Origin of the sequence: Parvibaculum sp. (assembly GCF_045863935.1) — a bacterium.
Lineage (GTDB): Bacteria > Pseudomonadota > Alphaproteobacteria > Parvibaculales > Parvibaculaceae > Parvibaculum.
The window spans coordinates 22,795-47,220 of record NZ_BTVP01000020.1; the positions used below are offsets into that span (position 1 = coordinate 22,795).

20 protein-coding genes, 1 tRNA gene and 1 riboswitch are annotated in these 24,426 nt (G+C 64.7%); of the genes, 10 read left to right on the plus strand and 11 right to left on the minus strand.

The features are described from left to right. Positions 1-144: 144 nt before the first annotated feature. Positions 145-1,335, minus strand: coding sequence for an O-succinylhomoserine sulfhydrylase (gene metZ, locus ACKUUH_RS10095; protein WP_407949787.1), 1,191 nt, complete (start codon positions 1,333-1,335; stop codon positions 145-147). A gap of 39 nt (positions 1,336-1,374) precedes the next feature. Beyond that, a riboswitch (SAM riboswitch) is annotated at positions 1,375-1,454 on the minus strand. Between the two features lie 140 nt (positions 1,455-1,594). Here metZ and ACKUUH_RS10100 point away from each other — a divergent pair. Genes ACKUUH_RS10100 through ACKUUH_RS10110 form a run of 3 tightly spaced genes read left to right on the plus strand, consistent with a single transcriptional unit; the run spans position 1,595 to position 3,862 of the window. Beyond that, entirely contained in the window at positions 1,595-2,752 is a 1,158-nt protein-coding gene (locus ACKUUH_RS10100) for a 2'-deoxycytidine 5'-triphosphate deaminase (protein WP_407949788.1), read from the plus strand. A 10-nt stretch (positions 2,753-2,762) separates the two neighbouring features. Then, entirely contained in the window at positions 2,763-3,140 is a 378-nt protein-coding gene (locus ACKUUH_RS10105) for a CidA/LrgA family protein (RefSeq protein WP_407949789.1), read from the plus strand. Then, positions 3,137-3,862, plus strand: a complete 726-nt coding sequence (locus ACKUUH_RS10110; RefSeq protein ID WP_407949790.1) for an LrgB family protein — start codon at positions 3,137-3,139, stop codon at positions 3,860-3,862. The genes ACKUUH_RS10105 and ACKUUH_RS10110 overlap by 4 nt, the downstream gene beginning before the upstream one ends. A 66-nt stretch (positions 3,863-3,928) precedes the next feature. Here ACKUUH_RS10110 and ACKUUH_RS10115 read toward each other — a convergent pair whose 3' ends face one another. Then, entirely contained in the window at positions 3,929-4,345 is a 417-nt protein-coding gene (locus ACKUUH_RS10115; protein ID WP_407949791.1) for a hypothetical protein, read from the minus strand. Between the two features lie 134 nt (positions 4,346-4,479). Continuing rightward, positions 4,480-5,430, minus strand: a complete 951-nt coding sequence (locus ACKUUH_RS10120; RefSeq protein WP_407949792.1) for a radical SAM protein — start codon at positions 5,428-5,430, stop codon at positions 4,480-4,482. Between the two features lie 85 nt (positions 5,431-5,515). On the opposite strand from ACKUUH_RS10120, the gene ACKUUH_RS10125 reads away from it, so the two are divergent. From ACKUUH_RS10125 to ACKUUH_RS10135, 3 genes are all read left to right on the plus strand, one after another. After that, complete coding sequence (locus ACKUUH_RS10125; RefSeq protein ID WP_407949794.1) at positions 5,516-6,535, plus strand: DUF2804 domain-containing protein; 1,020 nt, start codon at positions 5,516-5,518, stop codon at positions 6,533-6,535. 46 nt (positions 6,536-6,581) lie between these two features. Then, positions 6,582-6,655 (plus strand) — tRNA-Gly (locus ACKUUH_RS10130). Between the two features lie 109 nt (positions 6,656-6,764). After that, positions 6,765-8,078, plus strand: coding sequence for a DsbA family protein (locus tag ACKUUH_RS10135; protein ID WP_407949795.1), 1,314 nt, complete (start codon positions 6,765-6,767; stop codon positions 8,076-8,078). Between the two features lie 256 nt (positions 8,079-8,334). On the opposite strand, the gene ACKUUH_RS10140 is transcribed toward ACKUUH_RS10135, so the two are convergent. Further along, a complete protein-coding gene (locus tag ACKUUH_RS10140; RefSeq protein ID WP_407949796.1) occupies positions 8,335-8,955 on the minus strand; it encodes a hypothetical protein in 621 nt (206 codons plus the stop codon). 212 nt (positions 8,956-9,167) lie between these two features. On the opposite strand from ACKUUH_RS10140, the gene ACKUUH_RS10145 reads away from it, so the two are divergent. Both ACKUUH_RS10145 and ACKUUH_RS10150 read left to right on the plus strand, forming a co-directional pair. Continuing rightward, complete coding sequence (locus ACKUUH_RS10145) at positions 9,168-11,144, plus strand: BCCT family transporter (protein ID WP_407949797.1); 1,977 nt, start codon at positions 9,168-9,170, stop codon at positions 11,142-11,144. Between the two features lie 71 nt (positions 11,145-11,215). Beyond that, positions 11,216-12,748, plus strand: a complete 1,533-nt coding sequence (locus tag ACKUUH_RS10150) for a malonate--CoA ligase (RefSeq protein WP_407949798.1) — start codon at positions 11,216-11,218, stop codon at positions 12,746-12,748. A gap of 4 nt (positions 12,749-12,752) precedes the next feature. On the opposite strand, the gene ACKUUH_RS10155 is transcribed toward ACKUUH_RS10150, so the two are convergent. Further along, complete coding sequence (locus ACKUUH_RS10155) at positions 12,753-13,277, minus strand: PleD family two-component system response regulator (protein ID WP_407949799.1); 525 nt, start codon at positions 13,275-13,277, stop codon at positions 12,753-12,755. 66 nt (positions 13,278-13,343) lie between these two features. Then, positions 13,344-15,203 (minus strand): glycosyltransferase family 2 protein, encoded by a 1,860-nt coding sequence (locus ACKUUH_RS10160; protein WP_407949800.1) that lies wholly within the window; start codon positions 15,201-15,203, stop codon positions 13,344-13,346. Positions 15,204-15,578: 375 nt separating this feature from the next. On the opposite strand from ACKUUH_RS10160, the gene ACKUUH_RS10165 reads away from it, so the two are divergent. Next, complete coding sequence (locus ACKUUH_RS10165) at positions 15,579-16,562, plus strand: transporter substrate-binding domain-containing protein (RefSeq protein WP_407949801.1); 984 nt, start codon at positions 15,579-15,581, stop codon at positions 16,560-16,562. Between the two features lie 14 nt (positions 16,563-16,576). Here the strand turns inward: ACKUUH_RS10165 and ACKUUH_RS10170 are convergent, their stop codons facing one another. Together ACKUUH_RS10170 and ACKUUH_RS10175 are read right to left on the minus strand one after the other, a co-directional pair. Further along, positions 16,577-17,110: a SixA phosphatase family protein gene (locus tag ACKUUH_RS10170; protein ID WP_407949802.1), complete on the minus strand. Its 534-nt coding sequence runs from the start codon at positions 17,108-17,110 to the stop codon at positions 16,577-16,579. Then, positions 17,107-17,946, minus strand: coding sequence for a sterol desaturase family protein (locus ACKUUH_RS10175; RefSeq protein ID WP_407949803.1), 840 nt, complete (start codon positions 17,944-17,946; stop codon positions 17,107-17,109). The genes ACKUUH_RS10170 and ACKUUH_RS10175 overlap by 4 nt, the downstream gene beginning before the upstream one ends. A gap of 232 nt (positions 17,947-18,178) precedes the next feature. Between ACKUUH_RS10175 and ACKUUH_RS10180 the strand changes: the two genes are divergently transcribed. Then, positions 18,179-18,910: an XAC2610-related protein gene (locus tag ACKUUH_RS10180; RefSeq protein WP_407949804.1), complete on the plus strand. Its 732-nt coding sequence runs from the start codon at positions 18,179-18,181 to the stop codon at positions 18,908-18,910. Positions 18,911-18,983: 73 nt separating this feature from the next. On the opposite strand, the gene ACKUUH_RS10185 is transcribed toward ACKUUH_RS10180, so the two are convergent. From ACKUUH_RS10185 to ACKUUH_RS10195, 3 genes are read right to left on the minus strand one after another with little or no spacing between them, the layout of a single operon-like run. Continuing rightward, on the minus strand, positions 18,984-19,394 hold the full coding sequence (locus ACKUUH_RS10185; protein WP_407949805.1) for a tellurite resistance TerB family protein: 411 nt from the start codon (positions 19,392-19,394) through the stop codon (positions 18,984-18,986). Positions 19,395-19,424: 30 nt separating this feature from the next. After that, on the minus strand, positions 19,425-22,346 hold the full coding sequence (locus ACKUUH_RS10190; RefSeq protein ID WP_407949806.1) for an ATP-dependent DNA helicase: 2,922 nt from the start codon (positions 22,344-22,346) through the stop codon (positions 19,425-19,427). 54 nt (positions 22,347-22,400) lie between these two features. Further along, positions 22,401-24,284, minus strand: coding sequence for a sensor histidine kinase (locus ACKUUH_RS10195; RefSeq protein ID WP_407949807.1), 1,884 nt, complete (start codon positions 24,282-24,284; stop codon positions 22,401-22,403). Between the last annotated feature and the right edge of the window lie 142 nt (positions 24,285-24,426).

A 24,426-nucleotide genomic window follows, 5' to 3' on the forward strand; every position in this document is an offset into this window, starting at 1 on the left:
TGGCCGCGTCCTGCAAGGGATATGTACCGCATCGTGCTTTCCGGCAAGTTGCCGAAAAACCCTTCCCCCGCAGGATTAAAACCTTAGCGGATACACTCTAACTTCCTGTTAATGGCGGCGATTTTGAGGCGCAGGGTTAACGCTTTACGCCAGCGCCCTTTCCATGTCCTCGATCAGGTCGGCCATGTCTTCGAGCCCGACCGACAGCCGCACCAGACCCTCATTGATGCCGAGCTCCTCGCGCACGTCTTGTGTGAGCCGTTGATGGGTGGTTGTCGCGGGATGCGTGATGAGGCTCTTCGAGTCGCCCAGATTGTTTGAAATCTTCACCACCTGCAGCGCATTGGCGAAGCGGAAGGCGCCGGCCTTGCCGCCCCTCACCTCGAAGGCGACGATATTGCCGCCGGCCTCCATCTGGCTCTTCGCGAGATTATGCTGCGGATGGCTCGGCAGGCCGGGATAGAAGACGCGTTCGATCCCCTTGTGGCCTTCGAGGAACCGCGCGACGGCTTCGGCATTGCGGGCATGTTCCCGCACACGCAGATCGAGCGTCTCGAGGCTTTTGAGCATCACCCAGGCGTTGAACGGGCTGAGGCTCGGGCCCGTCTGGCGCAGGAAGTTCGCAAGATGGTCCGAAATGAATGCCTGGTCGGCGAGCACAACGCCGCCGAGGCAGCGGCCCTGGCCGTCGATATGCTTCGTCGCCGAATAGACGACGACATCCGCGCCGAGCTCCATCGGCCGCTGCAGCGTGGGCGTCGCGAACACATTGTCGATGAAGAGTTTCGCGCCTGCCGCATGTGCGATATCGGCGACCGCCCTGATGTCGATGATTTCGAGCGTCGGGTTCGACGGCGTTTCGAGGAACAGCACCTTGGTGTTCGGCTGCACGGCCTTTTTCCAGGCATCGATATCGCGCCCGTCGACAAGCGTCGATGTGATGCCGAAGCGCGGCAGCAGGTCTTCCACGATGTAGCGGCAGGAACCGAAAAGGGCGCGCGACGAGAGCACATGGTCGCCCGCCTTGAGATAACAGAGCAGGGCGGAGGTCACGGCTGCCATGCCGGTTGCGGTCGCGCGCGCATCTTCCGCTCCTTCGAGCACGGCCATGCGCTCCTCGAACATGCGCACCGTCGGGTTGGAGAAGCGGCTGTAGACGAAGCCCGGCTCCTCATTCTTGAAGCGGCGCTCGGCCGCCTCCATGGAGTCGTAGACATAGCCAGACGTGAGGAACAGGGCCTCGCTGGTCTCGCCGAAAGGCGTGCGGTTCGTGCCGCCGTGAACGGCTTCGGTGCGGGGCCGAAGCGTCCGGCCATCTCGTGTCGTCTTGCTCATCTGGGCTACCCCATAAAAAAACCCCGACCGTATGGGATCGGGGCTCACGTCCCGACCTTTTTAGCGAGTTGTTTAACGTGGCCGCAAGCCGGTCGGCTCAAATCACCACGGGATCGGGCGCATTTAAGGCGGAGGGACCACCGCCGTCAAGGCTCGATTGCGCGAGCCGGTCTTCCGGGCTTTCCCCGTCCTGCTACGGCAACTATAAACGAGGCTTGAAAAGACGAGGCGGGCAGGCCCCGCTGCCCCGAGGGATTGCATGACAAAAGCGGCGGACGACCTCTTTCCCCATCACAACGACGAGCCCCGCCGCGTCGGCCCCGGCCAGCTGCACACGACGGGCATTCTGCCGTCGCATGGCATTGCGACACTGATCCGCGAAAAGGAAATCTGGGGCGGTCACGAAATCGACCCGAGCCAGTTGCAGCCTGCAAGCCTCGACCTGCGGCTCGGCGCCACCGCCTACCGCCTGCGCGCCTCCTTCCTGCCTGGCCCCGAATGCGGCGTGATGGAGCGCGTCGAGGAGCTGATGCTCCACAAGATCGACCTGAGCGAAGGTGCCGTGCTCGAAACGGGCTGCGTCTATCTCGTGCCGCTGGTCGAAGCGCTCGCACTTTCGGAACGCACCTCGGCCTCGGCGAACCCGAAGAGCTCGACGGGGCGCCTCGATGTCTTCACGCGTCTCATCACCGATTTCTGCAACGAGTTCGATCAGGTGGCGGCCGGCTACAAGGGGCATCTCTATCTGGAAATCAGCCCGCGCACCTTTCCTATCCTTGTGCGCCCGGGCTCGCGTCTAGCGCAGATCAGGTTTCGCCGCGGCACGCACACATGCACCGATGCGGAGATGAAGCGGCTCCATGAGGAGTTGCGGCTCGTCGACGGCGAAGCCGATATCGATGGCGGCATCGCCCTCACGGTCAATCTGCGCACGGACGCGGAGGACGAGATCGTCGGCTACCGCGCGAAGCGGCACTCCGGCGTCATCGACGTCGACAAAGTGAATGCCTACGACGTGCGCGACTTCTGGGACCCGGTGCATGTGCGCCCCGGCAAGGGGCTTATTCTCGACCCGGACGAATTCTACATTCTTGCCTCCGCCGAGGCGCTGCACATTCCAGCGACCCATGCGGGCGAGATGGTGCCCTACAACCCGCTGGTCGGTGAATTCCGCGTCCATTACGCGGGCTTCTTCGACCCCGGCTTCGGCGCGCGCGAGGCCGGCGGCGCGGGCAGCCGCATCGTCCTCGAAGTGCGCTCGCACGACGTACCCTTCATTCTCGAGAACGGCCAGACCATCGGCCGCTTCGTGCTCGAACGCCTGACGGACCGGCCCTCCGTTCTATACGGCTCGGGGCTCGGCTCGAACTACCAGCGTCAGGGCCTCAAGCTCTCCAAGCACTTCCGCGCGGGCTGAGAACGGCGGAATGCGCGCTTTCTCCCGCCTCGCTCTCGCCTTTCTTGCGCTCGTCGCCTGCGACACGGCCGGCCGTGTCATCGTCTGGGGGCTTTCGCTACCCGTACCCGGCACGGTTATCGGCATTCTCATTCTGCTTGCCGCGATCGTGGCCTTGCGGCGCGTGCCGGAGCCGCTGAAAGAGACGGCGGAGTTCCTGCTCGCCCATCTCAATTTCTTCTACATCCCGGCGGGTGTCGGCGTGATGGCCTATGCGGCGCTTCTCGCCGACGACCTCTGGCCGATCCTCGTCGCGCTTTTCGCGAGCACCTTCCTCGCGATGCTTGCGGCCGGGCTTGCCTTCCAATGGACGTCCCGTCTCACGCGCGGCAAGGACGGTGGCGCATGAGCGATATCGGCATCAAGCTCATATACTGGGACAGGGTTCTGGAGGCGGGCTTCTGGATCCTGCTGACCCTCTTCTTCTATTACCTCGCGCTTCGCATCCAGCGTGCGCTTGGCGGAACGCCGCTTGCCAACCCGGTTCTTCTCGCATCGGCCCCGATCATCGCCCTGCTCGTCGCGGCCGATATATGGGTAGGCGACTATATGGGTGGCGGTCAGGCGCTCATCTGGCTTCTGGGGCCGGCAACGGTCGGGCTCGCGGTGCCGCTCTATCGCAACTTCGCGCGCGTTCGTTCGGCGCTGGTTCCGATGGCCGTTTCGCTTGCCGTGGGATCGGCGGTCGCCGTGCTCTCTGCCGTCCTCATTGGCGACGCGATGGGCGCGAGCCTTGAAACGGTGCGCTCGCTGGCGCCGAAATCCGTGACGACACCGATCGCCATGGGGATCGCGGAGGAGATCGGCGGCTATGCCTCGCTCACGGCGGCCTTCGTCATCATCACCGGCATCATCGGTGCGGTCTTCGGTTCGATGTTCTTCAATCTCTGCCGCATAGGCGATGCGCGCGCCCGTGGCTTCGCGATGGGCATTGCCGCCCATGGCATCGGCACCGCGCGTGCCTTTCAGGAAGATGAGGTGTCGGGAACCTTCTCCGGCGTGGCGATGGCCCTGAACGGCATCGTGACGGCGCTCGTCCTGCCTTTGCTCTGGCTTGCCTTCGCAGGCTGAAAAGGAGAATTGCGCGGCCGGAGGGGGGTGGGGGAGAAAGGCCGGCCGCGCAATCCGGACGGAAACTCAAAGGTGGTTCGGGTTTCCGTCGTAAATCTGGAATTCGACGTCGCTGACACCCTTTTCGTCGTAACGATACAAGGTGCCTTTGCTGTCGATGGTGTAGTCGAAGCAGCCACCGTCGCGGCCAGAGCCGAGGAGGACGCAGAACTTGCCGTCCTTGACCTCCCAATGCCCGCTATATTTCGACCAGTTGCCGACCATGCGGCAGGCGCGCTCGGCGCCATGGATGAGGCCTTCCTGATCGTAGTACTCGCGGAAATCGTTGCGGCCCACGCCGCATTCGCGGTAGCGGCCTTCGATGGTATTGCCGACCACGACTTTCGCCACCTCTTCGCCCGTCATGTAGACTTGGGCAAAGGCAGAACCGGCCAGCATGCTTGCCAGGATGCAACCGGTCATCAGAAACGACGTCGATTTCATGTTTTGTCTCCTCGCTGGGGGGACGGGGAAGATCCATGCATTCCGTCTAGGCGAGAAGATTTGCACCGCGGGGCGCGAGGTTCATTGACTCAAGTCAATAATCGGGAAAGCGACGCTCTGCCGCATTCAGGCCGCTAGACCGAGCAGCTTGCCCCGCCCAGCACGCAGAATTTCGCGCAATGCGGGTGGTTGAGTTTCACCGGCAAGAGGCTTTCGCGGAGCGTCTGTCCCATTTCGAACTGCGGGTCGTCCGGCAGCAGCGTGCAGGCGACCAGTACAGGCGCCGCCGCGCCCTTCCGCTTCACGGCCATCCGGCTCGTCGCACACATCATGTCGGCCGGGTTTTTGTGCAGGATGTCCCAGCAGGCCGTGGTGATTTCCGGCACCTCTGCCCGCTCGTCCATCTCGGGAAAGAGAAGAAGCGCGGAAGGGTCGTCCGCATTGAGCGCAATGCTCTCACGGGCGAGGAAGGCGGCATAGCCCGCGCGCTCGTCGGCTTCGGTTTCGCCGGAAATCGTACGCCCGGCAATGGCGAGCGAAAATCCGTTGGCGGCGAGCCAGCGCAATCCTTCGATCGCTTTCGCGAAACTGCCCTTCCCGCGCTCGGCGTCGTGCAGCGCTTCGGTGTGATGATCGATGCTCACCCGGAGTTTCAGCGCCTCGCCGAACCTTTCGCGAAGCGAGAGGAGGCCCTGCTTCACTTTCGGCCTCATCATCGGCTGCATCGCATTGGTGAGGATGAGCACCTCATGCCCGCGTACCAGTGCATCCTCCGTCATGACGAGCATGTCCGGATTCATGAAGGGCTCGCCGCCCGTGAAGCCGATTTCGGGCAGGGATTGCCCGCTCTCCGTCGCAATCGCCGCCGCTTCGTCGAAGAGCCGCGCCGCATCGGCTGCCGTGAAATAGACGAGCCGGTCATCCGTCGGACTCGAATGGATATAGCAGTTGGCGCACTCGATGTTGCAGAGCGTGCCCGTGTTGATCCACAGCGTCTCGAGCCGCCGGAAGGTGACGGAGGCGCGCGCCTCGCCCTTGGCGGTAATGTCCGGATGAGTGAATTTGATCGGTGTTGCGTCGTTCATGGGGAAAAGCTAGCACCGCCACTGGCCTTGGCCATTCACAAATCCGGGAGGACTGGTAGTCTTTCCGCGAGCAAAAGGGGCGGCGATGCAGCACGAATTGGGCGAGGGCGATCTACTGGACGCGGAGGGCCGCCTTGCCGAAGCGGGCTGGGCGCGGCGCGAGGTCCGGCGCTACAGCCGTGCGGCGATCGGCGCGCCCTGGTACCGCATCAAGGAATGGGACTACTACTGCGTGCTGGCAGGGCGCTACGGCCTTTCCTGCGTCGTCGCCGACAATGGCTATATGGGGCTCCTCGGCGCCACCTGGTTCGACTTCGAGGAACCGCGGGCGACGGAGGAAAGCATCGTCACCCTCCTGCCGCGCGGCCGCATGAAGCTGCCGGAAAGCGCCGACAGCGGCGACATCCTCCAGCAACACCCGAAGATCCACCTGGCCTTCCGCCGCGAGCGGGGCGGACGCCGCCTCACCGTCGATTGTCCGGGGTTCGGCAAGGGACGCGGCCTCAAGGCGGAACTCTTTCTCAGCCAGCCGCCAATGGACCGCATGGTGATCGCGACGCCCTTCGCCGGTGCGCCGCACGCCTTCTACTACAACCAGAAGATCAATTGCATGCCCGCCACGGGCAGCGTCTCGGTCGGCGGCGAACATTTCGCCTTCGAGCCTTCTTCCGCCTTCGGCGTTCTCGACTGGGGGCGCGGCGTCTGGACCTACGACAATGTCTGGTACTGGGGTTCGGCTTCGGGCATGGCGGACGGAAAATCCTTCGGCTTCAACATCGGTTATGGCTTCGGCGACACCTCCGCCGCCTCCGAAAACATGATCTTCTTCGACGGCAAGGCCCACAAGTTCGACCAGGTGACCTTCCACATCCCGCCGGATACTTTCGATGGTGCGCCCTGGTCCTTCACCAGCAATGATGGCTGCTTCGAAATGCGTTTCGAGCCCATCGTCGACCGCCACAGCGCGGTGGACCTGAAGCTTTTGCGCTCGATCCAGCATCAGGTTTTCGGGCGCTTTTCGGGCGTGGCCGTGCTCGACGATGGCCGCCGGATCGAGGTGAAGGAGCTTCTCGGCTTCGCGGAGGAGGTCCGCAACCGCTGGTAGCCCCTTGCGAAAATTCCGCCGAAAACGTAACTAGTCGGGAGACCGGGCGGGTGTAGCTCAATGGTAGAGCAGAAGCTTCCCAAGCTTACGACGAGGGTTCGATTCCCTTCACCCGCTCCAGTTCCCCCAAGCCGCCGTCCCTTTCGCGCGCCCTCTCGCAAATATTTGACATTAAGAGTGTCATTATATACTCGATTTCAGGATCGAACCGGGCAGGGAGGAACGAACCGTGAAGGCGCTCATCAGCCGTAACTTGTCCGCGCTTCTGACGAGCCGGGGCCTGCGCAACACCCGCCGCGCGCTCCACGCGCTCAGGCGGCGCCTCGGCGGCGGAAAGCCGACCGTTCACTATTTCCATCAGGCCGACGATCCCTACAGCCATCTGGCGGTGCAGATGCTGGCGCCGCTTGCTGCGCGCTACGGCGTCGCTCTCGACATTTCGCTTGTCGTCCCGCCGGACGAAGCCGCGGCCCCCGAATATGGCAAGCTGAAGGATTACGCCCTGCGCGATGCGGTGCGCGTCGCGCGCGAGTATGGCGTTGAATTTCCCGCCGATGCGGCGCGCCCGGAAGAGCGCGAAATCGCGCGCGTGAATGCGCTGCTCGCTTCCGCACTGCGCAAGGGCAAGTTCGCGGATCAGGCGGTGGAAGCGGGCCGCGCCCTCTTCGCGCGTGACGCCGCCGCCATCGACCGCCTCGTCGAGAGCCACGGTGTCGCCTCGGCGCGGGAAACGCAGCGCGCTCTGAAGAGCGGCACAGCGAAGCGCCGGAAACTCGGCCATTACCTCAGCGGCATGTTCTGGTTCGAAGGCGAATGGTACTGGGGCATCGACCGGTTGAACCATCTGGAGGAGCGCCTTGCCGGTATGGGGTTCGACAAGGCGCCCGCCGGCACGCCGCCGCTCGCTCCTTACCGCGACCTGAAGCTCGGTCCCGTGCCCGAGAGCGGGCATTGCCCGGTCATCGACTTCTGGTTCTCCTTCCGCAGTCCTTATTCATGGATCGCGGTGCCGCGCATGCTGAAGCTCGCGCATCACTACAATGCCGAACTCCGGCTGCGCTTCATTCTGCCGATGGTCATGCGCGGCCTGCCGGTACCCCGCACCAAGCGCTTCTACATCGTTCTCGATACAAAGCGCGAAGCGGATCGCGCCGGCCTGCCCTTCGGCCGCATGGTCGATTCGGTGGGCCGCGGTGCGGCGCGCGCGCTCGCCGTCATCCACCATGCGATTCCTCTCGGTCGGGGCGAGGCCTTTGCCGAACTCGGCTGCCGCGCCGTCTTCGCCGACGGAATCGACATATCGAGCGACGAAGGACTCTTCGACGTGGCGAAGCGCGCGGGACTTTCTGCCAGCGTGGTTAAGGAAGCGCTTGCAGACGACAGCTGGCAACAGGTGGCCGAGGAAAACCGCAAGGCGCTCTTCGATGCGGGTCTCTGGGGCGCGCCGACCTTCCGTGTCGACGGTATGCCCGCTCATTGGGGGCAGGACCGCTTCTGGGCACTCGAGCAGGACATCCTCGCGGCCATGACCGCTCACCGCTGAAAAAGAGCCGCATGGTCCAAACGGGTCATGCGGGCATTTCTCCCGTTAAGGCAGTCTTCACGCCTGACGACGATCCTTGTTCGACGGAACCGGGAAACGGACCCAGGAGGGGAGAATGCCGGTGTTTCAGCATAGCGTCTTTCAACACAGTGTCCTTCGACACGCCGCTGCGGGCCTCTTGGGCCTGTTGCTCGGTACATTTGCCTTCTTCGTCATAGCGGCAGGCGCGATTCTCGCCTGAACGGGCGCGAAAGAGCTAGCGCAGCGGCATCGCGGGCAAGCCGCCCTGCATCATTCCGGGCAGGCCTGCCGGCATGGTCATCGGCGTCACTCCGTCGGGTAGCCGGAAGAGAGAGGCGTCCTGCGGCGCGCGCTTCAGGTCCTTCAGCACCATCGAGAAGGTGCCCTGCGAGCCTTCGCCCTCCGCCTTCACCGGAATCCCGTCATCGGTGATCCACACCATCGTCTCCGTGTTGCCGTTCTTCGGGGTTGGCGGAATGCGATAGCGCGTTGTCTCCTCGCCATCGACGATTTCCGTCCCGGCCTCTTCCGCTTCGATGCCGGTGAAGACTTCGCTGACGCCATACTTCTTCGCGTCGGCTGTGTTCATCGTCATCGCCATGTTCATGTCCGGCATGTAGAGAAAGGCGCGGCCCGCGTCGTGCTGCAGGATGGAAACCTGGCGCGTGCCCTGCACCGACATTTCCCATCGCTCGTTGCGGCCCTGCGAGTAGACCTTGCCGGCAATCTCGTTGCCGCCGGTTTTCACGATGCGTGTCGCGCTATATCCGGTTTCCGGTGGCATCAGCACGGCTGAACGTGCCGGCAACGCGGAGGCGGCAAAGGCGAAAAGCGCCGCAAAAAGGACCATACGCATGAATTCTCTCCCTGCTCCGGCCCCCAACCGAACGCGGAGAGTCTAACCCGCCAGCGCTTCCGGGGGAACCGGTCATGCCAGGCAGCTTGGCCACCGGCGTGAGCTGTGTAATGCTGCCTGCGAAATCACATAACCACAGTCGAAAGCGCGGCGATCTCCTTCGCCGTCAATGCGTCTTTTTTTGTGCGCAAATTATCGAAGGGAGACCGCGTATGGCGGATACGGAAGGAAAACGGCCCCGTTTCTTTCAGGCGAATGTGCCTGTCTTTGTGGGTTCCGCGGCGCTGATTTTCACGGCACTCCTCCTTGTTGTTCACGATCCAGACGACGCTTCCATCGTTTTTGCCGCCATCCAGTCGTGGATCGTCCACGAGATGGGCTGGTTCTATGTTGCGGCGGTGGCGACATTTCTCGTCTTCGCCATCGGCATTGCGGCGAGTTCCATGGGCGCGATCAAGCTCGGGCCCGACGATTCCGAGCCCGATTTCTCGACGGCTTCCTGGTTCGCCATGCTGTTCAGCGCCGGCATGGGCATCGGCATCATGTTCTACGGGGTGGCGGAGCCCGTGCTCCATTTCGCGTCGCCGCCCGTCGGCGAGGGCGGCACGGTGGAAGCCGCCCGCAACGCCATGCAGCTTTCCTTCTTCCATTGGGGGCTCCATGCCTGGGCGATCTATGCCGTCATGGGTCTGGCGCTCGCCTATTTCTCCTTCCGGCAGGGCCTGCCGCTCACCGTCCGCTCGGCGCTCTATCCGCTGATCGGCGAGCGCATTTACGGGCCGATCGGTCACCTGGTCGACATCTTCGCCGTCTTCGGCACCATGTTCGGCGTCGCAACCTCGCTCGGCCTCGGCGTCTTGCAGGTCAATGCCGGTCTCAACTATCTCTTCGGCATCGAACCCGGCATCGCCGTACAGCTCATGCTCATCGCGGGCATCACCTTGCTGGCGACGGGCTCCGTCGTTTCCGGCATCAATGCGGGCATTCGCCGTCTGTCGGAACTCAATCTCGGTCTCGCAATCGCACTTATGCTCTTCGTGCTTGCCGTTGGGCCGACGGTTTTCCTGGTTCAAGCGGCGATGCAGAATACCGGCGCCTATCTCAGCGACCTCGTCGGCAAGACGTTCACGCTCTATGCCTACCAGCCGAACGAGTGGATCGGCGGCTGGACGCTTTTCTACTGGGGCTGGTGGATTTCCTGGTCGCCTTTTGTCGGCATGTTCATCGCGCGCATTTCGCGCGGCCGCACCATTCGCGAATTCGTCATCGGCGTGTTGCTCGTTCCCTCCGGTTTCACCTTTCTCTGGTTCACCGTTTTCGGCAACACGGCGCTCGCCATGCAGCTTGATGGATCGGCGCAAATGGTCGATGCCGTGCAGGCGGATGTTGCCGTCGCGCTCTTCCAGTTCCTCGGGCATCTGCCTTTTGCTGGCATATCCATGACGATCGCGACGCTCCTTGTCGTGACGTTCTTCGTCACCTCGTCGGACTCCGGAAGCCTCGTCATCGACATCATCACTTCGGGCGGCGAGCCGGAGCCGCCGGTCTGGCAGCGCGTCTTCTGGGCGGTGATGGAAGGTGCGGTCGCGGCGGTGCTTCTCCTTGCGGGCGGTCTTGCCGCGCTGCAGATGGGCGCAATCGCAAGCGGCTTTCCGCTCGCGGCTATCCTCCTCGTCGTCTGCTACGGCCTCTTCACGGCGCTTCGGCACGAAACGCACCGCCAGCAAAGTCTGCAGGCGGCGCCGGGCCTGGCCATGGGCCATCCGCCTGTCCCGTGGAAGCACAGGCTCGCCGTGCTGCTGCACCAGCCCACGCGCGAGCGCGCCGTCGCCTTCCTGCGCGACACGGTGGCGCCCGCGCTGAAGGAGGTGGCGGAGGAAATTCGCGGTCGGGGCATGTCGGCCGAAGTCGAGGTTGCCGAGCGCGATGTCCGCATCGTCGTCACGCATGGCGAAGATGTCTTTGTTTACGGCGTGACGTTACGCAGCGTTCCCGTGCCGAGTTTCGCCGTGACCGCGCTCGAAGGCGAACGCGAAGGGCCGGACCGCACATGGCGCGCCGAAGTGGCGTTGCGCGAGGGCGGTCAGCGCTACGACATCTTGGGTTTCGGCAAAGAACAGGTGATCGCGGACCTTCTCGGTCAGTACGAGCGGCACATGCACTACCTGAACATGCACGCGGCGGGCTAGCGAGAGAATGATGCGGCAAGGGGCCACCTCCGCTATAAGGGCGGATCGGCTTTCCGAGACAGCGAGATCAAATGAGCCCCTCTCTCTATACGCTCATCGAAGCGTCCCTTCCGCAGGACCGAACGCGCACGGCAATCGAAGCGCCCGATCGTTCCCGCGGCCCGCGCATCTGGTCCTTCAACGACCTGCTGGCAACGGCAGCGCGCTATGCGGCTCTTTTTGCGCGGCTTGGGCTGGCGCGCGGAGACCGTGTCGCACTTCAGGTCGAAAAGTCGCCGGAAGCGCTTGCCGTCTATCTCGCCTGCCTGCGCGGCGGCTTCGTCTTCCTGCCGATGAACATGGCCTACCGCGCGGACGAGGTCGATTACCTCGTAGGCAACGCCGAACCCTCCCTCGTGATCTGCGACCCTTCCGTTGAAACCTCCCTGAAGGAAATATGCACGCGTCGCGGGACGCCGCATCTCCTCACGCTCGACTGGGAAGCGGGCGGAAGCTTTGTCGACGCCGCCGCGGGTGTGGCGGAATACGATGAGCCGGCCGCCTGCAGTGCCGATGATCTCGCGGCAATCCTCTACACCTCCGGCACGACGGGCAAACCGAAAGGAGCGATGCTCACGCATGGTAACCTTGCCGCAAACGGCGTCGCCCTTCGCGATGCATGGCGCTTCACGGAGGCGGACGTCCTGCTTCACGCGCTTCCCATCTTCCACGCTCACGGTCTTTTCGTTGCTTGCCACTGCGCGCTGCTCTCGGGCGCGAAGATGATCTGGCTGCGGAAATTCGACCGCGAGGACGTGATCCGCGAACTTCCCCGCGCCACGACCTTCATGGGCGTGCCGACTTTCTACACGCGGCTTCTCTCCGGCGACGACTTCTGCCGCGAACCCGTGGCTCACATGCGGCTCTTCACCTCCGGCTCCGCGCCGCTTCTCGCCGAGACCTTCGAGGAATTCCGCGCGCGCACCGGGCACGCCATCCTCGAGCGCTATGGCATGACGGAAACCGGCATGAATGCGTCGAACCCCTATGACGGCGAACGGCGGCCGGGCACGGTGGGCTTTCCCTTGCCGGGCGTCGAGCTGCGCGTCATGAGCGACGAAGGCGCGCCGCTCGCCGCCGGCGAGGTCGGCGGTCTTCAGGTGCGCGGCGCCAATGTCTTCCGCGGCTACTGGCGCATGCCGGAAAAATCGGCCGAGGAATTCACGGAAGACGGCTGGTTCAGGACAGGCGATGTCGCGATGATCGACGCGGACGGCTATGTCCATCTCGTCGGCCGCGCGAAGGACCTCATCATTTCAGGTGGCTTCAATGTCTACCCGAAAGAGATCGAGGAACTCATCGACGACATGCCCGAAGTACTCGAGTCGGCGGTCGTCGGCGTGCCCCATGCCGATTTCGGCGAAGCGGGTGCGGCCGTCGTCGTTCTGCGTCATGGCTTCTTGCTCGACGAGGCAACGCTCATCGCGCGCCTGAAGGACAAGGTCGCGAATTACAAAGTGCCGAAGCGCGCTTTCTTCGTCGAAAGCCTGCCGCGCAACACCATGGGCAAGGTGCAGAAAAATCTGTTGAGGGAAACCTGGCGCGGCGCCTGCGAGGGCGGCTGAGGCGTCAGCTCCGGTCGCTTTCGCGGCGCTTGATGGGCGCCTTGCCGTCGCGCCGGCGGCGATCCGGGCCGGTAAAGCTCGCCGAGCGGACAATAGAGCGTGGCCGCATCAACACGGTGTCGATCCGGTCGATCAGCTGCTGTGCGGAAAAGGGCTTGGAAAGGATTTCCGTCACGCCCGCATCCCGCGCTTCGATGATCGAGCCGCGCTCGCGCCGCGTGGTCACGTAGATCACGGGAAGATCGTTGAGGTGGCCTTCTTCCGATGTGCGGATCGCCCGCACCACGGAAAGTCCATCGAGCGGCGGCTCCAGATCGTCCATGATCGCAAGGTCGATCCTGTTCTTGATAAGGGCGCTCAAGGCATCCTCGCCCGTACGCGCGCTCACGATGTGCCGCACCCCGAGGCCGCTCAGGACGCCGCGAAGCAGGTTCGCCATGTAGAGCGTGTCCTCGACGATCAGCACGCCAAGCTGTGCGTAGACTTCGGGTCCGATTTGCCTGCGATTTTTTTCCGCTTCCTGCGACATCGACGTCTCTCAAGCCTTCCCTGCGGGTTCAGGCGCCACTATCCGCCAGAAGTCTTTAGCGAATAGTTAGTGGACGGGATGGCTGCGAGGATTTTCTGTCGCCGTCGTGCCCAGCAACCGGCCATCGACCATCCGGCTGATGCCATGCTCCGTTTTTTCCCAATGGAAAGGCCGGGTAACGAACTGCCACAGGGCCTTGTAGGCGGCCCCGGAGATAAGCAGCCAATAGACCGGCATCATCAGCGTCTGCCCGAAAAGCGGCAGCAGCCCTCTCGCCGAAACGGCGGCCATGCCGGCCGCAATCGAGAGCGAATAGCCGGAAACGAGCACGAGGATGTTGAAGAGCGCGAGCCCCGCCCCATCGGAAAAATCGCCGGGCACTCCCCGTTTTGCCAGCGCGATCCCCGCGGCCGCGTAGAACAGCGGGTGGACAAGGCTTGAAAGCGTGAAGCCGCCGATCAGAAGCTGAAATCCCGCAAATCCCCTGAGACCGAGAGCGCGATAAAGTTTCACCGGGTGACGCATGCGCACGAGATAGGTCTGCATCCAGCCCTTGATCCAGCGCGAGCGCTGCCGCACCCAGTTCGGCAGTTGGCAATTCGCTTCCTCCTGCGTCGTCGAGCGAATGATGCCGCAGCGATAGCCGAGCAGCGCGAGGCGAAGGCCGAGATCGGCGTCTTCCGTAACGTTGTTCGGATCCCAGGCGCCTGCTTCGCGCAGCACAGACGTGCGGAAATGGGTCGACGTGCCGCCGAGCGGGATCGGCATGCCGAGCCGCACCATCGTCGGCAGCAGCAGATCGAAAAAGGCCGCATATTCGATGGCGAACTGGCGTGTGAGCCAGTTCTCGTTCCAGTTGTAATAGTTGAGCTGGGCCTGCACGCAGGCGAGCTTGCTATCGCCCGCCGTGAATGCCGCAACGGCCTTGCGCAGTTGTAGCGGCTCCGGCGAGTCCTCCGCATCGTAGATGACGAGATACTCTCCCCGCGCGAAAGGCAGGACGAAATTACAGGCTTTCGGTTTGGTGCGCGGCAGGTTGTCCGGCACGACGATGAATTCGAAATGGTCGGGAAGCTTCAAGGCTTTCGCCGCTTCGAGCGTTTCCGGATCGCTCTCCTCGAAGATCAGCTTGATGTCGAGCTTCGATGCCGGGTAGTCGATCTCGCGCAGCGCCCGCGCGAGGATCGGCAGAACGCGGGCCTCGCGAAAAAGCGGCACCATCACGGTGTAGACGGGAAGTTCGTTGTCCGGCGGCGTCCCGTAATTGACATAGGCCGTCTCTTCCTTGCTGGGAGGCGAGGTCAGGCCGACAAAGATCGAGATGTAGCGAAGCGTGGCGAGGGCAATGAAGACGAGGCCGAGTGCGATATTCGCGGCGGTCAGGATCGTGGACGCAAGGAAGGGCAGGGCGCCGAGAATGAGGAGGGAGAAAACCGCGAGTATGCGCACCTGCACCGGCGTCAGGCGCCTCGCCGCCGAACTCTCCGGCATTCGCCGCATCAGGTCGAATGTGGCGCAGTCCGTCAGCGTGGCGGCAAAGTCTCTCGTCATGGTTCGGCGCAGGCCGCGTTGCGAGGTCACGAACACGGGCAGATGGCGGCCCTCCCGCTCGGCGATCGCCGCCCTCGCCGCGTCCGGATCGCTCGCCACATAGACCGTTTCTCTCGCCCGCCGCCGCCAGGGCAGGCATCCCTCTTTCAGATAAAAGCCGAGCGCCGCCGGATCGGCGAGCGACGGGTCCGGCGGCTCGAGGTCCAGATCGACAACCGGCACCCCGCGCTGGCGGCCATAGACCCTCGCCACATCGGCGGCGCGCATCGCGCCCGTGCTCACCAGAACCGAGCCGAGCCGGCTCCCCCAGCGCCTTTGCCGCTCGAGCGCGGCAGCAAGCATGTCCTCGCGCAGGAGACCGGCCGTGACAGCCATTTCGCCGAAAAGCGGCCGGTCGGTCCGCTTGCGTCCCCGCCCTGATCGGCGCAGTGGAAAAGCTTCATTTTGCGCTTTAAGTAAACCAAGCGTTTTTATTGGGTCATTTTCCAATTCCGGCTCCCCCTCTTCCCGCCTCGACTTATCGATCGCATGCGGAAATGCCGTTCTGTAAATAGAGACTAGAAAAGAGGGGCATTAAGCTTAATAGACCGAAAGGCCCAGAAGAGACGCAAAGACGAGGCACAAAGCTTGCTGGTTCCGGCGTTGGGTACTGGCTTTCCCCGCCCGGGCGGGACCGGGGGGCTGAGCTTGTGCCATAATGAAACGTCCGCTCCGATGTGCGGGGTGGGCGGCATCAAGCGGGCAGGGCCGATGCGGTTTCTTCTTTATGCGAACCTGATAGCGATCATCCTGCTCGCGGGTTCGCTGGCGCGCCTCTACGAGGGCGAGCCTTTGCCCTGGCGCGGGCAGCGTCATGAAACGGTAGCCATCCCGGCGCCCCCCAAAGAGGAAGTAGCCGCCGTTCCGTCCGGATCGTCTTCGCCTCTCACGATCGAACAGATCATGGCGCTGCAGCTCCCTTTGCCCAATCCGGCGCGCCCCTCATCGGAACCGGAAGCCGCGCCCGGCTTGGCGGCGGAACGCGACCTCGTCATTCTGACGGAAGGCGCCTATCCGCCCTTCAACTACCGGGATGAAAGCGGTGCGCTGGCGGGGTTCGACGTCGAGCTCGCACAGGCCCTGTGCGCCCGCGTCCGGACGAAATGCGATATCGTGGCAAAGCGCTGGGGCGATCTCCTGCCGTCGCTGAGGCAAGGCGAGGGCGACGCGGTAATTGCCTCGATGCTGATCCCGGCGCCCGGCCGGGAAAGCCCTGCATCCGGCACCGACCTGATCCTCACGGACCGCTATTATTCGACCCCCGGTCATTTCGCCGCTCGCCGCGACGCCGTGCCTGCCGCTGCGACGCCGGCTGCGCTGGCCGGCCGGAGCATTGCCGTTCAGGCTGGTTCGATCCATCAGGCCTATGCGTCGATGCGTTTCTCCAACGCGAAGCTCTTGGCCTATCCCTCGCTCGACGAAGCGCAGCAGGCGCTTGCGCAGGGCAAGGCGGATCTCCTTTTCGCCGACCGCAATGCCTTGCTGCGCTGGAGCGCCTCGTCCGATGGCGCATGCTGCCGTCTGGTCGGGCCGGACTATGGTGACGCAACCTATTTCGGAAAGGGCGCCACCATCGTTCTGCGCGTGGGAAATGAGGAGCTGCGCGACCGTTTCGACGAGGCATTGCAGGAGCTTGTCGCCGACGGCACCTATGCCCGGATCAGCGCGCGCTATTTCTCCGCAAGCATCTACTAGATCCGCAGGGATCGTCAGCCGTTTTCGGACGCGTCCGCCATGAGGTCGCGAGGCCTGCCGAAAAATACGGTGCGCCCCTCACCCTCGGCAATCTCGGACCAGCGATCCGTGTCGAACTCGAAGACGATGAAACCGCCCGTGGGCACGCCATGTGCCACGCGCAACGCCGTCTCGTCATCGGGATCTTCCGCCAGCGCCATCGCGAGCAGCACGAGCCCCGGATTGTGGCCGACGACAAGCAGCGTCTCGACCTCGTCGGAAACGCCTCTGATCTCGGCGAGCATAACGTCGGGCATCGCGTGATAGAGCTCGTCGCGATAGGTGACGGGAACATTCTTGAGCTTGGCGCAGAGCGGCGCGCAGGTCTCCGCCGCCCTGGCGGCTGTCGAGCAGAGCACGGCGTCCGGGCGGTAGGGCGATGCCGCGATATAGCTCGCCATGAAGCCGGCGGCCTTCGCCCCCCTCGCATTGAGTGGGCGTTCGAAGTCGTCTTTCGACGGGTCACCCCAGTCGGATTTTGCGTGGCGCAGCAGGCAGAGCCGTTTCATGTCCCATTCTCCCGGCCGCGAGTATTGTCCGGATTCGCGCCGCTCCAAAACGGATTTATGAGGCTCCAGCCAAGTCTCTGCGGGCCGGGTGCGGGGTATTCGGAAAGGCCGAGCCGCATCTTCTCGTGGCCCTCGCGCGGGCAGGCGCGGTAGGTGCCGAAGAGCCGGTCCCAGACCGAAAGGTTGAAACCGAAATTCGTGTTGTATTCGTCCCGGTGGATGGAATGGTGCACCCGGTGCATGTCGGGCGTCACGATGAGAGGGCGGATCCACTTGTCGGCGCCGCCGATGTCGATGTTCGAATGGTTGAACATTGCAGTGGCGTTGAGCACCACCTCGAACAGGATGACGGCGGCGGCAGGCGCGCCGAGCAGCGCGACCGCGCCCATCTTGATCCCCATGCTGAGCAGGATTTCGACGGGATGGAAGCGAATGCCCGTCGTCGCATCGACATCCGGGTCCGCGTGATGTACGCGGTGCAGCCGCCAGAGCAGCCCGGCCTTGTGAAACACAACATGTTGAACATAGACGAGAAGATCGAGCGCGACGAACGACAGCACGAAGGCGACGGCCTCGGGCGTGGCTGTCCAGTTGAAAAGACCGAACCCGTTTTGCTCTGCGAGCACAGCGACGCCGACCGCGAGCAGGGGAACGGCGATGCGAAGCAGCAGCGTTCCCGCACCCGCCAGCGCGAGGTTGGTCGTCCAGCGCCGAAGCCTCGGGCTGCTGCGGCCGCGCCGCGGAATCGCGAATTCCAGCAGCAACATCAGGGCAAGCACACCGGCAAAGGCGGCAAGCCTCAAGGCAGGTTCGTGCAGGGTGAGGAAGTCGAACATTCGCTGGCCGGGTTTGGTCTGCCCCGCTCATCCGCGGAACCCGAGGGGCCGCCGGGAGACCTGGAAAGGGAGACGGAGTATAGAGGGTCGGGCCCCGCAAGAAAAAGGCCGCCCGCGTCCCTCTTGCGCTAGAATGCACTCCCACGCGACTCAACAATGCGTGAAGAGGGCTGCACCGCTCATGTGGCTTCGTTTCTGCCTTTGGACTTTGCCATTCGTGGCGGCGCCTTTGATGGCGGCCGCCGGTTCCGCTCTTGCGCAGGAGCCGGCTCCCGCCGGTGCGCATGTGGAAGGCGTGGCGGCCGAAGCGGCGGCAGGTGCCGATGCAAGGCGCGAGAATGTGCGCGGCGACGAAACGTTCCAGAGCAGCTACACCTGCGTATCGCCGTCCGGCGCGTCCGACAAGGCGCCCATTGTTTGCGAAGGCAGCATCAGTCCCGTTCTGCCCGAGTTGTATTTTTCGCTTTCATGGCATCTCGATGAGTTCGGCGACCGTGCCATCGAGACCGTCCACATCCGGCGCAAGGGCGAGGTCGAGCCCTTCCAGACGATCGGGAACGTGGCTTCGCTTGCCGCGTCGCAGATTCCCAACAACGACTTCGAGCTGATCGACGTCAATTTCGACGGCTACCATGACTTCCGCCTCATCGCGGCGGGAACGGCGGGGCCGAATGTTCTCTATCGCAACTGGCTGTGGGAGCCGGACGAGGAAGCCTTCGTCGGCAACGCCGCGCTTGATGAGCTCGTTTCGCCCGAGTTCGATCCCGAGACGCAGGAGATCGTCAGCCGCTGGCGCTCGAGCGCGGAGGAGGGCGGCGTCGACATCTACATCTGGGAGGAGGGGCGGACCGTCCTGATCCACCGCGAGACGGACCGGTATGCCGGACCGTCGGCCTGCACCCGCACCTTCTTCGACCGCATCGACGGTGAATTGCGCGAGACGGGAACGGGCGCCTGCGGCTGACGCGCTGGAGCAATTCCAGGAAAACCGTTCTCTTCTTGCGGTTTTCCGTCCGGAATTGCGAAAGAACAGAAAATCAAAGCGGCATGTGCCGCGCCCGCGCGCCCCGCTCGATCGCGGCGCCGGTGAGCTTGTCGATGTCGAGCGTGTCGCGCAGCAGTTGCAGCAGCCGGATTTCCTCCGCGCCGACCGCCTCGTCCGCCGCCGCGATTTCGACCGCAAGCGCATAGCCCGTTTCGCGCAGATGCGGCGGCAGCGCGTCCCTCACCAGACCGAACACCGCGTCGAGCCCACCATCTTCCTGCAGGATCGCGGCGCATTCCCGCGCCGCCGGAATGAGCTTCTCCGCATGAAAATTGCGGAAGGCAGGCAGCGTCTTCACGATGGTGCCGATATCTCTCAGCTCATTGTCGCTCATGGCGCGGTCCACCGCGCTCATCGTCACCATGATGTAGATCAGGGCATGTTCCGGAGAAATCGTCGACATGGGTCTTCCTCGTGAAATTTCGCGGGGAGCTTAGGGGCTGCCTTTGGCTGGGGCAAGCTCGGGCGCGCCGGTCCCCAGAAAGGCCCTTGTCTCGGCGATGGCTTCGGCAAGCCCGACCCGGTGGATGGTGACGCCCGGCGGAAACCCGGTGGTCAGCCGCGTCGGCAGGCGGGAATCGAGCGCCACGAAGACGCCCCGGTCGCTCGCCCGCCGGATCAGCCGCCCGAAGGCCTGCTTCAGCCTGAGCCGCGTAATCATGTCGTCGTAGCGCGCCTTGCCGAATTGTTCGCGCCGCGCCTTGTGCAGAATATCCGGCCTCGGCCAGGGCACGCGGTCGAACACGATCATGCGCAGCGAATCTCCCGGCACGTCCACCCCGTCGCGCACGGCATCCGTGCCGAGCAGGCAGGCATTGCGCTCCGCCCGGAAAATATCGACCAGCGTGCCGGTATCGAGCGCGTCGATATGCTGCGCGTAAAGCGGTAGCCCCTCTTCTTCGAGCGGCGTCACGATCCGTTCATGCACGGCGCGAAGCCGGTGAATGGCGGTGAAGAGGCCGAGCGCCCCGCCGCCCGCCGCGCGAAAGAGTTCGCGATAGGCCGCCGCGATCTGGTTCATGTCGGTGCGGCTCACATCGCGCACGACGAAGATGCGCGCCTGCGCGGCATAGTCGAAAGGCGAGGCCATGAAGGAGCGCCTTGCGGGCAGCGCGAGATGCGACACGCCGGTCCGGATTTCGGCGCTCTCCCAGCCCCCGTCCTCGCTCTCGGTTTCGGGAAGCTCGTCGCGCAGCGTCGCCGATGTGATGAGCACGCCATGCGCCGGTTCGAGCACGGCGCCCGCGAAAGGCACGGTCGGATCGCGCCAGTGCCGGTGCATGCCGACATCGGCCTCGCGCCCGAACAGGCGCTCGATGGAAAACCAGTCGACGAACATCCCGGGCGGCGTCGCGTTGAGGCTTGCAAGCATGCTCCGCCAGGCGGGGATGAGAATGCGCCCCCGCCGCTCCAGCCCGCGCGCCGCCGCGTCCATGCGGATGCGTGTCGATGTGTCGAGATCTTCCGCCTCCTCGTCGAGCCGCGCGCGCAACCGGTCGGCGATCAGGGCGAGCGGTGCCGCAAGCCGCTTCAGCGCGTCGTCGAGTTCCGCCGCCGCTTCTGGCAACCCGGCAACGGGCGGCTCCGTCTCCGCTTCGAGCGAGAAGGGCGTGCCGGCATCTTCCGTCCGGGCGTGAACCTGCTGGCGCACCAGCGCGAGGAACTTCTCCGCCGCGCCGCGCGGCTGACCTTCGTTGAGCCGCGTGCCCCAGCCCGGGCCGGGCAGGGCGGCGGCCGCCGAAAGTGCCGCCTGCAGCGCCTCCTCCGCGAGCCTGTCCTCGCCGAGAAGATCGCCCACGCGCTCGTCGAGTCCGCGCCCGCGCCGTCCGCGCTGGCCTTCCGCGCCGCGAATCCAGCGGCGAAGCTCCGCCGTTTCAAGCGCCGACAGCGAGGCGGAAAAGGCGCTGTCCGCCGCGTCGAAGATGTGATGTCCCTCGTCGAAGACGAAGCGGGAGCGTGCCTCCCGCCCGCTCGGTGCCTCGTCTTCCGCGCCGCCCGCTGCTTCCGTTTCTTTCGGCGCCGCCGGAACAAGCGGTCCCATGGCCTGGTCGAGCGCCGCCTGCCGCATCACAAGCGCATGGTTTGCAACCACGATCTCGGCGCGCCGCGCCTTGCGGATCGCGCGCTCGATGAAGCACTTCTTGTAATAGGGGCAGGCCGTGTAGACGCATTCGCCGCGCCGGTCGGTCAGCCCCGTCCGCCCCGTGACGCCGCCAAGCCGCGCCGCGAGCCAGGCCGGGAAATCGCCGCCCACCATGTCGCCGTCGCGGCTCGCCTTCGCCCATCGCGCGACGAGCCCGATCGCGACCGCGCCGCCGCCGATGGCCGCGCGGTCCGCCATTTCCGCGAAGTTGAGGAGGCAGAGATAATTTTCCCGCCCCTTGCGGATCACCGCCTTCTCCGCCTTTTCGGCGGGATCGGGATAGAGCCGCGAAAGTTCCTGGTCGAGCTGGCGTTGCAGGTTCTTCGTATAGGTCGAGATCCAGACCGTGCCCTTGTTCCGCGCCGCCCAGAGACTTGCGGGCGCGATATAGCCGATGGTCTTGCCGATGCCTGTGCCCGCTTCCGCGAGCACCACATTGGGGGCGCCCGCGGCCTCGCGCGGCGCGAAGGCATGGGAGGCTGCCGCCGCGAAGGCGGCCTGTCCGGGCCTCTCTTCGGCATCGGCGCCCGCCAGCAGCGCAAGCTGGTCGCGGGCTTCCTGCTCGCTCACGGGCAGCGATCCCGCGGGCGGGCGGGGGCCACGTTCCTCCCATTCGGGAAGCTCGTTCCAGACGTCGAAACCGCGCGCGCCGGGCGGCTTTCCCTCCCGTCCCAGCGCATCGCGCAGCGCGGCCACGACACCCGGCCCCCAGGACCAGCCGCCCTCGGCCATGCGCCAGGCGGTGCGTGCCGCCGAGGGCCGGTCCGGATAGGAAGGCTGCTGGAGCGCCGCAAGCATCTGCGCCGCCGCCCGGTGCAGCATCAGCGCATGGTCTTCCGGCGTCTTGCCCGCATCGAGCCCCAGTGCGCGCGCAAGCCCCGCCACCGTCGGCAGGCAGGTGCGCGCCGGATGCACGAAGGCGAAGAGTTCCATCAGGTCGAAGACCTGCGGTCCCGGCTCCCGGAAGTTGCGGCCCCTTGCGATGCGCCGCGCCGTGAAACCTGCATGGACGAGCATCACCGGCTCGCTGGCGATCCGCTTCAGCGCCTCATCGGGCGCGAGCTCCTCGATTTCGCCCTCGGCATCGACCGATATCGCACCGCCGCTCATGCCGCGCGCGGGCACGATCGCCGCCGCCTCGGGCAGAAAGCGGCCGTCTCCGGCGGCGGGGCCGGAAGGAAAGCTCGAATCGGGTGGGAAACGCTGTGGCATTGGCGGCGAGTATAGCCATGCGCCGCCGCAATGAAATTGCCGGACGGCCCGGCCTCAGGCCGCCAGGCTCGGATAGGCCTTGGCGAGAGCGCGCCAGGTCGCGGTGATCTTCTGCTGCAGCCGGGGAACGGCGCCGAGCGCGGCATCCGCCTCCCCGTGAGACGCCGCCCTGGCAATATCCTCCGCGACAAGCGCCACGGCCGTGAGCCCGATATCGGACGCCGCCGCCTTGAGCTCGCCCGCATGCTGCGCCAGCGCGCCGCCGTCGCGCATCGTCCGCGCATGCTCGATTTCGCGATGAATTTCGAGCACGCGCTCGAGGGCGGCCACGAGGTAGTCGGTGATGTGCTGTCCGCCCAGCTTGAGCTCCAGCGCATAGAGATGGTCGTGGTCGATCAGCCTCTCCGGCCTCACTTCCGGCCCGGGCTGAGCTTCGGCGCGCAGCGAGGCGAAGTAATCGGCGGCCTCGCCCGGTTCCAGCGGCAGCAGGAACCAGAACGAGCTTCCCTGGCCCGGCGTGCTGTCGACGCCGATATGTCCGCCCATCATGCGCACAAGCCGGTCGCTGATCGGCAGCCCGAGGCCCGCCCCGGCGGCCTTGCCTGAAAAGCGGAAATCGCGTGCATCCGCGCCCTGCGCGAAGGCTTCAAAAAGGTGGCTCTTCGCCTCCGTCGAAAGGCCGGGGCCCGTATCCGTCACGGAGAAGCGCAGCACGGTCTCGCCGCCGGGCGCCTTCAGCGGCGCCACGCTCACCACCACGCCGCCCTGATAGGTGAACTTGATCGCGTTGCTGACGAGGTTCATCAGCACCTGCCGCACGCGGTCGGGATCGGCATGCATTTGGGGTGGCGTGTCGGGCGCCGCGTTGAGTTCGAGCGAAAGCCCACGGTCGACCGCTTGATGCCGCGTCATGCGCACGATGCCGGCTGCAAGTTCCACCGGATTGAAGCTGCTCGGCTTCAGTTCCAGCGAATGCGCTTCGATCTCCGAGAAATCGAGCATGTCGTCCACGAGCCGCCGGAGAAGCTGGCTCGTCTCCTCCACCGAAGCGGCGATCTTGAATTGCGTGTCGGTCGTCGCTTCGTCGGCGAGATAGCGCGCCATGTTGCGCAGGCTGTCGAGCGGCGTGCGCAATTCGTGGCTGATGATGTCGAGGAATTCCTGCTTTGCTGCAGCGGCCGCCCTGGCTCGGGTCTCCGCATCCTCCGCATCGCGGCGGCGTTGCTCGGTCGCCGCATGGGCGCGTGCCATGCGTTCCACGAGGTCGGCATTCTCGAAGCGCAGATGAAACGCCTCGCGGTAGCGGTCGTTGATCCGGCGCGTCCAGCCCACGACGGTCGCAAAGAACATGGCGGCGAGAAGCACCGTCGCAATCGAAAGCGGATCGGCGCGCCAGAGCAGCATCGCCACAGCGGGAAGCGAGGCGGAGATGGAATAGAAGACCACGGCAGGCGGATGGTTTGCGCGCGTGATCGCCGTCGCCATGATGAGCGTGGCAAGAACCAGGGCGTAGAAGATTTCATGTGCGAAGGACGCTCCGGGAAGCCAGAGCAAAGCTCCCACGCCCCATGTCGAACCGCTGATGATCGTCACCAATGCATAGCGGCGTGCCCATTTGGGCGCATTGACGTCCGCATCCGGATCGGCGTGGAATCCGGCGCGCACGCGGTCGAACAGGAACTGAGCAACGAGCTGGATCGCCGCGACAACCGCGATCGTCCACAGCGGCGCGGTCTCGTAGAACGCGGCGCCCACCACCGCAATTGCGCCGAAGATCGTGAAGCGGCTCGCCTCGCCGAGCGAGAGCAGCAGTTTCACCTGTTCGGCGTCGATTCTTGTTTCGATGGGATAGGCGCGACGAACCGGCCCGAACATGGGCGCGGGGTCTTCGGGCGGGTTTTTGCCCTCGCCGGATGGGGCGGGCCGGCTATTCGTCACTTTCTGTCTCTCCGGGCATACAGCCGCAAAACACTGGGATGTGGCCTCCCGGACAAGCGCCTGTTCGTCGCTGCGAGGTTTGCCCAGAGCCCGTCATGCGGGGCGATCCCCGCATTGACTGAGGATAGGGCAGAGCATAGGG

Coding starts and splice junctions, on each gene's coding strand:
- metZ (WP_407949787.1), bottom strand. CDS start 1,335: ATGAGCAAGACGACACGAGATGGCCGGACGCTTCGGCCCCGCACCGAA.
- ACKUUH_RS10100 (WP_407949788.1), top strand. CDS start 1,595: ATGACAAAAGCGGCGGACGACCTCTTTCCCCATCACAACGACGAGCCC.
- ACKUUH_RS10105 (WP_407949789.1), top strand. CDS start 2,763: ATGCGCGCTTTCTCCCGCCTCGCTCTCGCCTTTCTTGCGCTCGTCGCC.
- ACKUUH_RS10110 (WP_407949790.1), top strand. CDS start 3,137: ATGAGCGATATCGGCATCAAGCTCATATACTGGGACAGGGTTCTGGAG.
- ACKUUH_RS10115 (WP_407949791.1), bottom strand. CDS start 4,345: ATGAAATCGACGTCGTTTCTGATGACCGGTTGCATCCTGGCAAGCATG.
- ACKUUH_RS10120 (WP_407949792.1), bottom strand. CDS start 5,430: ATGAACGACGCAACACCGATCAAATTCACTCATCCGGACATTACCGCC.
- ACKUUH_RS10125 (WP_407949794.1), top strand. CDS start 5,516: ATGCAGCACGAATTGGGCGAGGGCGATCTACTGGACGCGGAGGGCCGC.
- ACKUUH_RS10140 (WP_407949796.1), bottom strand. CDS start 8,955: ATGCGTATGGTCCTTTTTGCGGCGCTTTTCGCCTTTGCCGCCTCCGCG.
- ACKUUH_RS10145 (WP_407949797.1), top strand. CDS start 9,168: ATGGCGGATACGGAAGGAAAACGGCCCCGTTTCTTTCAGGCGAATGTG.
- ACKUUH_RS10150 (WP_407949798.1), top strand. CDS start 11,216: ATGAGCCCCTCTCTCTATACGCTCATCGAAGCGTCCCTTCCGCAGGAC.
- ACKUUH_RS10155 (WP_407949799.1), bottom strand. CDS start 13,277: ATGTCGCAGGAAGCGGAAAAAAATCGCAGGCAAATCGGACCCGAAGTC.
- ACKUUH_RS10160 (WP_407949800.1), bottom strand. CDS start 15,203: ATGGCTGTCACGGCCGGTCTCCTGCGCGAGGACATGCTTGCTGCCGCG.
- ACKUUH_RS10165 (WP_407949801.1), top strand. CDS start 15,579: ATGCGGTTTCTTCTTTATGCGAACCTGATAGCGATCATCCTGCTCGCG.
- ACKUUH_RS10170 (WP_407949802.1), bottom strand. CDS start 17,110: ATGAAACGGCTCTGCCTGCTGCGCCACGCAAAATCCGACTGGGGTGAC.
- ACKUUH_RS10175 (WP_407949803.1), bottom strand. CDS start 17,946: ATGTTCGACTTCCTCACCCTGCACGAACCTGCCTTGAGGCTTGCCGCC.
- ACKUUH_RS10180 (WP_407949804.1), top strand. CDS start 18,179: ATGGCGGCCGCCGGTTCCGCTCTTGCGCAGGAGCCGGCTCCCGCCGGT.
- ACKUUH_RS10185 (WP_407949805.1), bottom strand. CDS start 19,394: ATGTCGACGATTTCTCCGGAACATGCCCTGATCTACATCATGGTGACG.
- ACKUUH_RS10190 (WP_407949806.1), bottom strand. CDS start 22,346: ATGCCACAGCGTTTCCCACCCGATTCGAGCTTTCCTTCCGGCCCCGCC.